The organism is Corynebacterium maris DSM 45190 (assembly GCF_000442645.1).
Taxonomy (GTDB): Bacteria; Actinomycetota; Actinomycetes; order Mycobacteriales; family Mycobacteriaceae; genus Corynebacterium; species Corynebacterium maris.
On the sequence record NC_021915.1, the window covers coordinates 1,281,752 to 1,294,781 of the forward strand.

The following is a 13,030-nucleotide window of genomic DNA, read 5'->3' on the forward strand; positions in this document are numbered from 1 at the left end:
GACCACCGGCCCCCGCAGGCTACTTCTGGAACGACTCCGGGTTTTTGACTTCCTCGCCGGCCGGCACCGGGCCAGGCAGGGTCGTGCCCTCAGCGAAGGGCGCGCCGCCCAGACGCTCGCGGCCGTGCGGCTCAATCAGCCCGGACAGATCCGGCCCGCCCGGGACGATGCGGGTGGGGTTCACCTCCGAGTGGGTGATGTAGTAGTGCTCCTTGATCTCGGTGAAGTCGGTCGTGTCGCCGAAGCCCGGGATCTGGAAGAGCTCGCGGAGGTAGCCGTAGAGGTTCGGCAGTTCCGAGATCCGGTTGCGTGAGGCCTTGAAGTGGCCGACGTAGACGGCGTCGAAACGGATCAAGGTGGGGTAGAGGTAGACGTCCGCCAAGGTGACCTGATCGCTCACCAGGTAGCGGTGCTCGCCCAAGTGCCCTTCCAGCCAATCCATCGCCTTCCACAGGCGCTCGTAGGCCTGGTCGTAGGCTTCCTGTGAGCCGGCGAAGCCCGCCCGGTACACGCCGTTGTTGACCTCGTGGAACAGCCAGGTGGCCAGCTCGTCGATCTCCTCGCGCAGATGCTCGGGATACAGGTCCGGCGCGCCGGCGCGGTGGTGTTCGGTCCACTGGGTCTGGAAGTCGACCGGGATGGAGGGGAAGTCGTTGGTGACGACCTTTTTGCTCTCCGTTTCTACGATGGCGGGGACGGTGATGCCGCGCGGGTAGTCGGGGAAGCGGTTGAAGTAGGCCTCCTGGAGCCGGTGCAACCCGGTGGCCGGATCCTTCTCCTCCGGGTCCAGGTCGAAGACCCAGGAGCGCCAGTCGTGGGTCGGGCCGGCCAGGCCGAGGGAAATGGCGTCCTCGAGGCCGAGCAGGCGGCGGGTGATTATGGTGCGGTGCGCCCACGGGCAGGCGCGTGCCGCCATCAAGCGGTAACGGCCCGGTTCGACCGGCCAGTGGAAAGCGCCGTTGTCCTGGGCGATCGGTTCTGAACCCGCGGGGAGGTCCGCGACGATGCGATCCTCGATGTAGGTGGTGTCGCGGACGAATTCTCCGTCCGGGGAAGCGTTCTTCGCGTCGCCGCCCCAGTCGTCGGACAAGTGCTTTTCAGTGGCCATGAAGTACTCCTCAGTGGATCTGCGCCATGTTAATGATGTGTCAACAACATTAGGCGGTGTCTCGGGACGTGTCAACGACCTCAGCGCCCGCACCACCTCGTGCCCCACCGTAGAGGCGCCGATCCGCCCCGGCCGATCAGCGCTGCGCAGACACGACCGCTGGGCCCCGGGGGAATGGTTCACGGCACGGTAACTTTCCTCCGGCACGCCGTGGGAATGCAGTCACGCCCGCCGCCGGATCGCTACATTGTGAGGCATGAGCGAGAACAAGCAGAGGCCCGACCGGGCCGACGACCCGCACCTCGACGACGTCGACGTCCCCACCCATCAAGGGCAGAGCCCACAGGCTGGCGGGGGCTCCACGCCCGCCTCCGCCGCGCAGTCCACTACGGCTTTCCCCGCCACCGGCCCGGCCGCCGAAACCCAGCGGCTGGCACACCCCGGAGAGAGCGGACACTACCGGGACGAGGACTTCGCCCCGACGGAGACTCCCGCCCCCGCCACCACCGTGGCGCCGACGGCGTACCCGGGAGATCCGGTGGTCACACCTGCCCCGGTCGCCAGCCAGGAATTGACGGCGGAGGAGTCCGCGGCGGCGCAGCACGTCGACCGGACGCGCCGCGGCACGATCGACTTCGGTATCTTTCTGCTGCGCCTCGCGCTTTCCGCATGGCTCATCCTCGAAGCGGTGGGCACTTTCTTCAACCTCGGCGGCGGGCAGGGGATCACCGGCCTGGAAAGCGAGTTCGCCGCGTACCCGGCGGGCGCCGTCCTGGCCGTGGCCGTGCCCGTCGCGCAGCTGGCGGCGGGGCTTTTCCTGATCTTCGGCCTGGTCACCCCGCTGTTTGCGGCCGTGGCCACCGTGGTCACCGGATTTTCCGCCCTGCATTTCGTGGCGACCTCCGGGGAAGGCCTCAATATTTTCGCCTGGCCGGACGCGGCCTGGCTCGCTGTGATGCTGCTCGCGATGTCCGTGGTCCTGCAGTTCACCGGTCCGGGCCTGTACTCCCTGGACTTCGGCCGCGGGTGGGCGCGTCGCCCGTTGTGGAGCTCGTGGATCTTCGTGGTCCTGGCGATCGTCGCCGTCGCCGCCCTGTGGTGGTTCGGCACGGGCATCAACCCGTTCGCTTAACCGTTCTACGCTTCGGCCCCGGTCGCTTCCCTGGAAGCGGCCGGGGTTTCGTCGTTGTCGCGGGCGCCGAATCCGAAGCGCTCGACTGCGACGGAGCCCGCGGACGTCGGCACGGTGCGCAGCGCCAGGGACAGTCCGATCCAAGACAACAACGCCAGCCACACGAAGTCGGAGACGAGCACCTTCTGCACGATGGACAAGGCGAAGACGTCGATGGCGTCGCCGTACCACCACTTCGGCGGGTCGGTCAGAATCAGCCAGGACCAGACCGCCAGCACGGCGCCCAGGAACCACGGTCGGTGGAACAAGGTCACGCAGCGCCAGGCGGCGAGGGGAATGAGCAGCGCCAGCCACACCCAGTGATGTGACCAGGAGACCGGGGAAATCAACAGCATGACGGTCGCGTTGACCAGAATCGCGTCAGCCATCAGCTCGCGGCGCAGGAGGGCGACCATCAGCCAGGCCCCGAGTCCGATGGCCAGGAGGGAGAAGACCAGCCAGAGGACGTTGGCCAGGGTGCCGTGGGCGTCGAGAAGCTCCTGGGAGTTGAAAAACCGCATGATCACGCCCTTGATCGAGCTATTCGACTGATACGCGGTGTTGACCCCGAATTCGCTTTCGGTGCCCATGCCCCGCAAGGTCGTGGAGAAGAACTCGACGGTGGCGTCCCAGCGCACCAGCGCGGCGATCACCGTGCACACCACCGCAGAGACGCCGGCGACGACGATGGCGCGCACGTCGCGACGCACCAGAAAAAACAAACCCATCGCCAACGGGGAAAGTTTGATCGCCGCCGCCACGCCCAGCAACGTGCCCTGGGGCAAGAAGCGTTTGCGCGGCATCAGGTCGAAGAACACCAGGGCCAGGACGATCACGTTGATCTGCGCGAAACCGTTGTTCAGCTCGACGGGTTCGATGAGCATGACCCCCGCCCAGCTGACGGCCGTCACTGCCCGGGCCGCCGCCGGGGAGTGGTCCTTCATCACGGTCCGGAAAATCAGGTGCAGGCACGCCAGGATCAGCAAGTTGGACACGACGATCATGACGTCGCCGGCGAGGTCGTCGGTCAGCCACTCCGGCGCCGTCAACGGCACCAGGATCAACGCCCCGAAAGGCGGGTAGATGAACGGCAACTGCAGGTCGGCCACCTGCATCGGAACCGAGTACATCTCGCCGCCGGAAATGAAGGCGCGCACGCCCTCCCGGTAGACGGCCATGTCGACGGGAAATTCCGTGATGTTGATGTGGGCGTGGATACGCGAACCGCCCACCAGCAGCCCGATCCAGGTCAACAGCGTCAACACTGGGTGGGCCCGGCCGGTGGGCGGGCGATTCTGGGTGGGCGATACGGAGGTGCTCATCGGATAGAAGCGTAATCTCCGCGCCCGCAGAAGGATTAATCGACTTGGCGCACGGCGCCCTTGTCTGCGGAGGTGGCCATCTTCGCGTATGCACGCAGAGCCTTGGACACGTTTCGCTTACGGCCGACGGCCGTCCACGGGCGCTCGGAGGCCTCCATGGCGGCGCGGCGGCGCTCCAGCTCGTCGTCGTCGACGTCCAGGGAGAGCTTGCGGCCCTCCACATCGATGGAGATCGTGTCGCCGTTTTCGATCAAGCCGATCAGTCCGCCGTGGGCGGCTTCGGGGGAGATGTGGCCGATCGACAGTCCGGAGGTGCCGCCGGAGAAGCGGCCGTCGGTGATCAGCGCGCACTTCTTGCCCAGGCCCGCGCCCTTGAGGAAGGACGTCGGGTGCAGCATCTCCTGCATGCCCGGCCCGCCGGAGGGACCTTCGTAGCGGATGACGACGACCTCGCCCGCCTGGACCTCCTTGTTCAGGATCATGGACACGGCGGCCTCCTGGCTGTCGACGACGCGGGCCGGGCCGGAGAAGGTCCACAGTTCCTTTTCGACGCCCGCAGCCTTGATCACGGCGCCGTCCGGGGCGAGGTTGCCGCGCAGGATGACCAGACCGCCGTCGGCGGAGTAGGCGTGCTCGACGGAGTGGATCACGCCGTTTTCGGCGTCGCGGTCGAGGTCCTCCCACCGGGAAGACTGGCTGAACGGCTCCGTGGTGCGCACGCCGGCCGGGGCGGCGTGGAAGAGTTCAACGGCCTCCTCGGTGGCCGAGCCACCGCGGATGTCCCAGTCGCCCAGCCACTCGTCGAGCGAGCGGTAGGAGATGGAATGGACGTCCTTGTTGAGCAGGCCGGCTCGATCGAGCTCACCCAGGATTGCGGGGATGCCGCCGGCGCGGTGGACGTCCTCGACGTGGGCGTCGCCGTTGGGGGCGACCATCGACAGACAAGGGGTGCGGTAGGAGATGTCGTTGATGTCCTCGAGCCCGAAGTCGATTTCGCCTTCCTGAGCGGCGGCCAGGATGTGCAGCACGGTGTTGGAGGATCCGCCCATGGCCATGTCCAGGGCCATGGCGTTCTGGAAAGCCTCCTTGGTGGCGACGTTGCGCGGCAGGACGGACTCGTCCTCCTCGCCGTAGTAGCGACGCGAGATGTCCATGACGGCGGCGCCGGCCTTTTCGAAGAGTTCACGGCGGGCCGAGTGGGTGGCCAGGGTCGTGCCGTTGCCCGGCAACGACAGGCCGAGGGCCTCGGTCAAGCAGTTCATCGAGTTGGCGGTGAACATGCCGGAGCAGGAGCCGCAGGTCGGGCAGGCGGCGGCTTCGACCTCGGCGAGGCCCTCGTCGCTGACGGCGTCGTTGGCCGAAGCGGCGATCGCGGTGATCAGGTCGGTCGGGGTGTGGGCGACGCCGTCCACGACCACGGCCTTGCCGGCCTCCATCGGGCCGCCGGAGACGAACACCGACGGGATGTTCAGGCGCAGTGCGGCGTTGAGCATGCCCGGGGTGATCTTGTCGCAGTTGGAGATGCACACCATGGCGTCGACGGTGTGGGCGTTGACCATGTACTCGACCGAGTCGGCGATGATCTCGCGACTCGGCAAGGAATAGAGCATGCCGTCGTGGCCCATGGCGATGCCGTCGTCGACGGCGATGGTGTTGAACTCCTTGGGCACGCCGCCGGCGGCGCGCACGGCGTCCGCGACGATGTCGCCGACGTTTTTCAGGTGGACGTGGCCGGGCACGAACTGGGTGTACGAGTTGACGATGGCCACGATCGGCTTACCGAACTCGTGCTCTTGGGTGCCGGTGGCGCGCCACAGCGAGCGGGCGCCCGCCGCCTGACGGCCGACGGTGGTGACTCGGGAACGAAGCGGAAACACTATGAATCTCCTTGCGAAAAATACCGATCAGAAATGACGAGGTGAGCACTTGAAGGGGGCCGTTGCGGGCCCCGGTTTCAGTCAGGCATCGGTGGTGCCGTCAGGCGCCTGCTGCTTACGTTGGGCAGCCAGGTACGCGGCGTGTTCCTCTTGAGTCATCAACACCTGATTGCCGTCCTGGTTGATCACGGACACCTTGCCGTCCTGGGCCTCCAGGCCGGCGGTCAACGCGTCCGGGATGCGGCCCCGGGATGCGGCCGCAAGCTCCGGCAGGGAGTTGAAGGTGACCCCCGGCATCGGGTGCTCCTTGCCGTCAGTGGTGCGCAACAGGGTTTTCGCGCCCTTGAAGCCCACGCCTTCGATCTCGTCCCAGGAAGCGGTGACTCCGGAACGGAAGGCGTAGCGGATGGAGACGCCGTCGTCGGTGACGGTCACCTGTGAGCGCAGCGCCCACCAGATGAACAACGCCGGGAAAATCAGGATCCAGAACAGCCGGAGAGGGGCGACGCCGATGACCATCAAGGAGATGCCGATCATGAGGAGCGCAGCGAATACGTGCGTGCGCTCCGGGTGAAAGACCTTCTCGCCTGAAATGCCGTCAGTGGGGCCCGTGCCGTCAGTGCTGTTGGTGCTCATGGCTAGTCAGCCTAATTCACTGCAGGCCGGTTTCCGATTCCGCCCCTGCTCCGGCGGCGTCGCCGGTCCCTCCGAAGTAGTTCTGGTTGGTTCCGGCGGTCGGCGACATCGGCTCGGTCTGCTGTTGGGTGGCGGTCTGCTCCTGCGGGGCGGGCGAACCCTGCGGCTGGGTCTGCTGGATGCCGGGGGAGTCCTGCTGGGGTTGCTGCGGGGCGTTCGGCGAGTTCGTGGGCGTCGGCTGTTCTCCCGGCGCGTTCGGGTTGGGGGTCCCGAGGGTCGGCGCCGGGGTGGCGGGGATCTGATCCTGCTCCGTCGGGGTGACGGGCTGCTGCTGTTGTTGCTGCGGTTCCTCCACGGGTTCGAGGTCCTCTTCCGCGGAGGTGCCGCCGATGTTGATGGGGCGCGGGGCCAGCGGCCCGGAGACGCGTTCGCCGTCGGCGGTTTCGGCGGAGGCCATCAGCAGGCGCAGCACCAGCAGGACGAGCAGTCCGAGCAGCAAGAAGGCGGTGGACAGGCGCATGTTGCCGCCCCAAGTGATCGTGCGGCGCCAGCCGGTCAGGGATGAGGGGTCCTCTTCTTCTTTCTCTTCTTCCTCCGCGTCCGCGTCCGGGACGGTCTCATCCCGGGCTGGACCGGCGATTTTCGTGGCGCCTGCGGCGGTGGACCCCATGACGACGGTGGCGGGGTGTCCGTCGTCGTCGGCGTCAGTCACGGCCTCAGACTTGACTGTCTTGGCTTCGGAGTCTTCCGCAGTGAGTCCTGCGCCACCCTGATCGGCGGCGGGGTCTTTGCCGGAAGGGGTTTCATAGCCGGCGGGAACGGTCGAGTGTTCTGCGGGAAGATCTTCGTCGGCGTCCCGCGGCGGGCGTTCGGCTACAGGTCGGTCGCCGGTCTTGTCGGCGGGGGCGGAAGCGTCGACGGCCGCGCGGTGGGCGGCGACGGTCTGCTCCGGTGGGGCGGCGGCTTCCGCGGAGCGCAGCACGGAGTCGGTGAGGGTGCCGGTCACGGTCGTGGCGGAGCCGTACTCGTCCCAGAACTCCTCCAGGATGGACATGCGCACGGTGCGCTCCACCTGCCACTGGGTGCCGGCCTGGACCTGGATCATGAACCGCATGTCCACCGTCCACGGCATGCCCACCGTCGCGGGCGGGGTGACCTCGACCGCGGGCTGGACTTCGAGTTCGCCGATGAGGTCCTCGGCGATTTCCTCGCGCTCCAGGGCACGGCGGGTGGCGGCCTCCGCCCGATCGGCGGCGTCGGCGGGGCTGGACGAACCGAGGAGGGGGACCGGCATGACGATGACTGCGCGCGACCAGAAGTTGGAGGTGTTGATCGACACCCGGGCGGTGGAGTTTGGGACGATGACCGTCTCTTGCTTCAGGGTTCGGATCTGCGTGGCGCGCATCGTGACCTGAATGACGGTGCCTTCGACTTCGACGCCGTTGCCCACGAAGCGCACCCAGTCGCCCACGCCGTACTGCTTCTCGGTCAGGACGAAAAAGCCGGCGAGAAAGTCCGCGATGATGGATTGCGCACCGAAACCGATCGCGGCGGAGACGACGGTGGCGGGGATGGCGGCGCCCGCCAACGAGAAGCCGATCTCCTGCAGGAACCAGAGGGACAGCAGGAAAAATGCGACGATCTGGGCGACGTAGATCGCCACGCCGGCGAAGGCGAGGTGAGTTTTGCCCTGATCCTCGTCGACGGATTCTTTGACGTTGTGTTCGATCCTCCGCTCCGCGAATCTGCCGGCGCGGGGAACGAGCAGGGCCAGGACGAGGATGATGGCGAGATTGACGCCGGTGTCTGCGACCCATTGCCATGCCTGGGAGAGAAAGAAAGTCAGGGAGACCATATTTACGTAATGTAATCCCATTTGCTCAAAATTTGATGGGGGCACGTGGTGGGGTTCCTGAAATTCGTGTGTATGATGAGGGCATGATCATTTCGCGACTTCAGGTACTAGTAGTAGCTCGGCGCTTGCCGTAGCGGCTGACCCACACCTGCAGTCGTCCCGGTAAGCGCCCTCGAATAGCACCCACCCAGAGTGCTACATCGAGGGTTTTTGCCGTTTATGGTCTGTTGTCTGTCCCCTTGTCCGCACTCATGACAAGCACCGACTCCGCAGCCGCCGGAAACGTACACCACCAGCCCGGCCCGTAACTTCAGGATCTTGCTAGAACAAGGAGCTTTAACCGTGGCAGCTAAAAAGCCCACATCGGCCGCTCAGGCCACAAAGGCCGCGTCCTCAGATTCATCGACGGCACGCGTCGTCGAGCGGATGACCGGCGCGGAGGCCATTGTCCGGTCGCTGGAGGAGCTCGGCACCGACTTGGTGTTCGGGCTTCCCGGCGGCGCGGTCCTCCCGTTGTACGACGCCCTCTATAACTCCAAGGGTCTGCGTCACGTGCTCGTGCGCCACGAACAGGGCGCCGGCCATGCCGCCGAGGGTTATGCCCTGGCTTCCGGCCGGGTCGGTGTGTGCATCGCGACGTCAGGTCCGGGTGCGACGAACCTGGTGACCGCCCTGGCGGACGCGAACCTCGACTCCGTCCCCATGGTCGCCGTCACCGGCCAGGTCGGTTCGGCGCTCCTGGGAACCGATGCGTTCCAGGAGGCGGACATCCGCGGCGTGACCATGCCGATCACCAAGCACAACTTCATCGTCACCGACCCCAACGAGATCCCGGCGGCCCTCGCCGCCGCCTTCGAGATCGCCTCGACCGGTCGTCCCGGCCCGGTGCTCGTGGACATCCCCAAGGACGTCCAGAACGCCGAGTTCGAGTTCGTGTGGCCCCCGCAGTACGACATGCCCGGCTATAAGCCCGTCACCACTCCGCACCGCCGCCAGATCGATCAGGCCATCAAGCTGATCTCTCAGGCGCAACGCCCGGTCCTGTATATCGGCGGCGGCGTGATCAAGGCCAACGCGTCGAAGGAGCTGGCGGAGCTCGTGGAGGCCACCGGCATCCCGGTCGTGACCACCCTGATGGCGCTCGGCTCCTTCCCGGAGTCGCACCCGTTGCACATGGGCATGCCCGGCATGCACGGAACGGTTCCCGCGGTCGGCGCTCTGCAGCGCTCTGACCTGCTGGTGACCATCGGCGCGCGTTTCGACGACCGCGTCACCGGCGACACCGAGTCCTTCGCTCCGGAGGCCAAGGTCATCCACGCCGACATCGATCCGGCGGAGATCGGCAAGATCCGCGAAGTCGACGTCCCCATCGTCGGCGACGCCCGCGAGGTCCTGGGGTCGCTGACCCATGTCGCCCGCGCGCACAGCGACGGGTTCAACTTCCGCCCGTGGGTCAACTACCTGGAGGGGATGAAGGAACGGTTCCCGCGCGGTTACGACGAAAACGCCGACGGTTCGCTCTCCCCGCAGTTCGTCATCGGGGAACTGTCGAAGCAGGCTGGCCCGGAGGCGATCTACGTCGCGGGCGTCGGCCAGCACCAGATGTGGGCCGCGCAGTTCATCGACTTCGAGCAACCGCGCACCTGGCTCAACTCCGGCGGGTTGGGCACGATGGGTTACGCCGTCCCGGCGGCGCTCGGAGCGAAGGCGGCCCTGCCAGAGAAGGAGGTCTGGGCCGTCGACGGCGACGGTTGCTTCCAGATGACCAACCAGGAGCTGACCACCGCAGCGGTGGAGGGCTTCCCGATCAAGGTCGCCCTGATCAACAATGGCAACCTGGGTATGGTCCGTCAGTGGCAGACGCTGTTCTACGACAAGAACTACTCCAGCACCAAGCTCGGCAGCGGCGACACCTACGTCCCGGACTTCGTCCAGCTTTCCGAGGCCCTCGGTTGCGAGGCGATCCGCGTGACCAAGCAGGAGGACGTCGCCCCGGCGATCGCCCGTGCCCGCGAGATCAACGACCGCCCCGTCGTCGTCGAGTTCATCGTCGGCGAGGACTCGCAAGTCTGGCCGATGATCGCGGCCGGCAGCTCCAACTCGGACATTGAGTACGCACGCGGCCTGCGCCCGGACTTCGACGAGGAGTCCTCGGCCGCGGAGACGCCCGCCACCATCGATGAAGCTATCGACGAATCTGCTCAGCAGGAGGAGAAGTAAATGGCCACCGCCTTGAATGAACCCACCCGCCACGTCCTCAGCGTCCAGGTGGAGGACACCGAGGGCATCATCTCGCGCGTGACCGCGATGTTCACCCGCCGCGGCTTCAACCTCGTGTCGCTGGTCTCCGCCAAGACCGAGACCAAGGGCCTGGCGCGGTTGACGATCGTGGTGGACGCCGACGAGCGTTCCATCGAGCAGATCACCAAGCAGCTCAACAAGATCATCCCCGTGATCAAGGTGGTCCGCCTCGACGACGAGACGACGGTCTCCCGCGCGATCATGCTGGTCAAGGTCGACGCGACCAACGCCAACCGGCCGCAGGTCGTGGACGCGGCCAACATCTTCCGCGCCCGCGTGGTCGACGTGTCGCCGGAGTCCGTGGTCATCGAGGCCACCGGCACCCCGGGCAAGCTGCATGCGCTGCTCGAGGTGTTGGAGACCTTCGGCATCCGCGAGCTGGCGGAGTCCGGTCTGGTCGCGTTAAACCGCGGACCAAAGACCATGGCCCCGACCAACAAGTAATCTCACCTGGTGGGAGAAAATCGCCCATTAGGGGCACCTACTCCCACCACATGACACACTTCGGGCACCGAGTGTGGCACAATGACCAATTAGACACTTCCGAATCTGACTACGGACGCTGCGTTGGCGCGGCATCCACCTGAAAGTGAGTTCCTTCATGGCAATTGAGGTTTTCTACGACAGCGACGCCGACCTGTCGATCATCCAGGGCCGCAAGGTCGCCGTCATCGGTTACGGCTCTCAGGGCCACGCCCACTCCCTGAACCTGCGTGACTCCGGCGTCGAGGTCGTCATCGGCCTGCGTGAGGGCTCCAAGTCCGTGGCCAAGGCGCAGGAGGCCGGCCTCGAGGTCAAGACCACCGCCGAGGCCGTCGCTTGGGCCGACGTCGTCATGCTGCTGGCCCCGGACACTTCTCAGGCAGAGATCTACACCAACGACATCGCACCGAACCTCAACGAGGGCGACGCGCTGCTCTTCGGCCACGGCCTGAACATCCACTTCGACCTGATCGAGCCGGCCGACGACGTCATCATCGGCATGGTCGCGCCGAAGGGCCCGGGCCACCTGGTCCGCTCCACCTTCGAGGACGGCAAGGGCGTTCCCTGCCTGATCGCCATCGATCAGGACCCGAAGAACGACGCGCAGGACCTGCTGCTGTCCTACGCCTCCGCCATCGGCGGCGGCCGTGCCGGCGTCATCCCGACCACCTTCGAGGCCGAGACCGTCACCGACCTCTTCGGTGAGCAGGCCGTGCTCTGCGGCGGCACCGAGGAACTGGTCAAGACCGGTTTCGAGGTCCTGACCGAGGCCGGCTACGAGCCGGAGATGGCCTACTTCGAGGTCCTGCACGAGCTCAAGCTGATCGTGGACCTGATGTACGAGGGCGGCATCAAGAACATGAACTACTCCGTCTCCGACACCGCTGAGTTCGGCGGCTACGTGACCGGCCCGCGCATCGTCACGGCCGAGACCAAGAAGGTCATGCAGGACGTCCTCAAGGAGATCCAGGACGGCACCTTCACCAAGCGTCTGATCGCCAACGTCGAGGGCGGCAACAAGGAGCTCGAGGGTCTGCGCGAGGAGTACAACTCCCACCCGATCGAGGACACCGGCGCTCAGCTGCGCGGCATGATGAGCTGGGTCGACTCCGGACTGACCGACGGCACCGCCAAGTAGGCGCGTCCCGTCTGATCGCCTGATCACCCCGCCGGGGCCCGCATCTTCCCGCAGAAGGTGCGGGCCCCGGCGCTTTCCTTCCCGACGGAGATTTCCCCCATGGGTGACCCGGGGCACATATTTTCAATAAGGTTTCAACAAGGAGTGGAAGTGGGATAACCTGGGATTATGAGCAACCACGACCAGGCACCATCCTCGGCCGTCGGCCACACTCACCACGATCATGAGCATGGCTTGGGCGGCACGCACACGACCGACGCCCCGCTGAAGGCGCTGCTGGGCGCCCTGATCATCACCGCGGTGGTCTTCCTCGCGGAATTGATCGCCGGAGTCGTGTCCGGATCGCTGGCGCTGCTGTCCGACGCCATGCACATGCTGTCTGACGCCACCGGACTGATCATCGCCCTGCTGGCCATGCTGATCGGACGTCGTAAAGCCACCGACCGGTCGACCTTCGGCCACCGCCGCGTCGAGGTGGTCGCGGCGCTGTTCAACGCGGTGGTCGTCACGCTCGTGGTCGTCTGGATCCTCATCCAGGCCATCGGGCGGCTGGGCTCCGGCACGGAGATCGACACGACGTTGATGATCTCCGTGGCCGTCATCGGTCTGCTGGCCAACGCCGCCAGCGCCCTGATCCTCATGGGGCAGCGCCACGCCAGCCTCAACATGCGCGGCGCCTTCCTGCACGTGATCACCGACATGCTCGGCTCCGTGGCCGTGATCGTCGCGGGCGTGGTCATCGCCCTGACCGGCTGGACGGCCGCGGACACCCTCGCCTCGCTGGCCATCGTCGCCCTGGTGTTGCCGCGCTCGCTGAAGCTGTTGACCGACTCCCTGTCCGTTCTGCTCAACCGGGTCCCGGACGGCATCGACCTGCAGGAAGTTGAGCGGGAACTGCTGGAGATCCCGCACGTCGAGGACATTCACGACCTGCACGTCTGGTCCACCGAGGGAGTCAACAACCTGGCCACCTGCCACCTGGTGATCGATGAGGGCCACGACTCCCGCTGCGGCGTCCTCGACGAGGCGCAGGAGCGGTTGCGCACCTTCGGGATCGAACACTCCACCATTCAGCTCGAGCACCGGGACCACGCGAGCCACGAAGTCGTGTGCGATTAGTTCAGGCTTCGGTGCGTCCG

Annotated in this window: 10 protein-coding genes; 5 read left to right on the forward strand and 5 right to left on the reverse strand. The window is 66.2% G+C overall.

The window, feature by feature from the left end; all coding sequences use genetic code 11:
- Window positions 1-19: 19 nt before the first annotated feature.
- Complete coding sequence (locus tag B841_RS06040) at window positions 20-1,108, reverse strand: glutathione S-transferase family protein (protein WP_020934605.1); 1,089 nt, start codon at window positions 1,106-1,108, stop codon at window positions 20-22.
- A gap of 256 nt (window positions 1,109-1,364) precedes the next feature.
- On the opposite strand from B841_RS06040, the gene B841_RS06045 reads away from it, so the two are divergent.
- Window positions 1,365-2,240: a DoxX family protein gene (locus B841_RS06045; protein WP_020934606.1), complete on the forward strand. Its 876-nt coding sequence runs from the start codon at window positions 1,365-1,367 to the stop codon at window positions 2,238-2,240.
- A 5-nt stretch (window positions 2,241-2,245) separates the two neighbouring features.
- Here the strand turns inward: B841_RS06045 and B841_RS06050 are convergent, their stop codons facing one another.
- From B841_RS06050 to B841_RS14050, 4 genes are all read right to left on the reverse strand, one after another.
- Complete coding sequence (locus B841_RS06050) at window positions 2,246-3,601, reverse strand: glycosyltransferase 87 family protein (RefSeq protein WP_020934607.1); 1,356 nt, start codon at window positions 3,599-3,601, stop codon at window positions 2,246-2,248.
- A gap of 35 nt (window positions 3,602-3,636) precedes the next feature.
- The gene (gene ilvD / locus B841_RS06055) at window positions 3,637-5,478 is read right to left on the reverse strand and encodes a dihydroxy-acid dehydratase (protein WP_020934608.1); all 1,842 of its coding nucleotides are present in this window, start codon (window positions 5,476-5,478) and stop codon (window positions 3,637-3,639) included.
- Between the two features lie 81 nt (window positions 5,479-5,559).
- Window positions 5,560-6,114 carry a PH domain-containing protein gene (locus tag B841_RS06060; RefSeq protein ID WP_020934609.1) on the reverse strand — a complete coding sequence of 185 codons (555 nt, stop codon included), beginning with the start codon at window positions 6,112-6,114 and terminating at the stop codon, window positions 5,560-5,562.
- A 16-nt stretch (window positions 6,115-6,130) separates the two neighbouring features.
- Window positions 6,131-7,969, reverse strand: coding sequence for a mechanosensitive ion channel family protein (locus B841_RS14050; RefSeq protein ID WP_020934610.1), 1,839 nt, complete (start codon window positions 7,967-7,969; stop codon window positions 6,131-6,133).
- Window positions 7,970-8,311: 342 nt separating this feature from the next.
- Here B841_RS14050 and B841_RS06070 point away from each other — a divergent pair, with 342 nt between their 5' ends.
- From B841_RS06070 to B841_RS06085, 4 genes are all read left to right on the forward strand, one after another.
- Window positions 8,312-10,189, forward strand: a complete 1,878-nt coding sequence (locus tag B841_RS06070) for an acetolactate synthase large subunit (RefSeq protein ID WP_245561068.1) — start codon at window positions 8,312-8,314, stop codon at window positions 10,187-10,189.
- Window positions 10,190-10,714, forward strand: coding sequence for an acetolactate synthase small subunit (ilvN, locus tag B841_RS06075; protein ID WP_020934612.1), 525 nt, complete (start codon window positions 10,190-10,192; stop codon window positions 10,712-10,714).
- A 157-nt stretch (window positions 10,715-10,871) separates the two neighbouring features.
- On the forward strand, window positions 10,872-11,891 hold the full coding sequence (ilvC, locus tag B841_RS06080) for a ketol-acid reductoisomerase (RefSeq protein ID WP_020934613.1): 1,020 nt from the start codon (window positions 10,872-10,874) through the stop codon (window positions 11,889-11,891).
- Window positions 11,892-12,059: 168 nt separating this feature from the next.
- A complete protein-coding gene (locus B841_RS06085) occupies window positions 12,060-13,010 on the forward strand; it encodes a cation diffusion facilitator family transporter (RefSeq protein ID WP_041631781.1) in 951 nt (316 codons plus the stop codon).
- Window positions 13,011-13,030 lie beyond the last annotated feature (20 nt).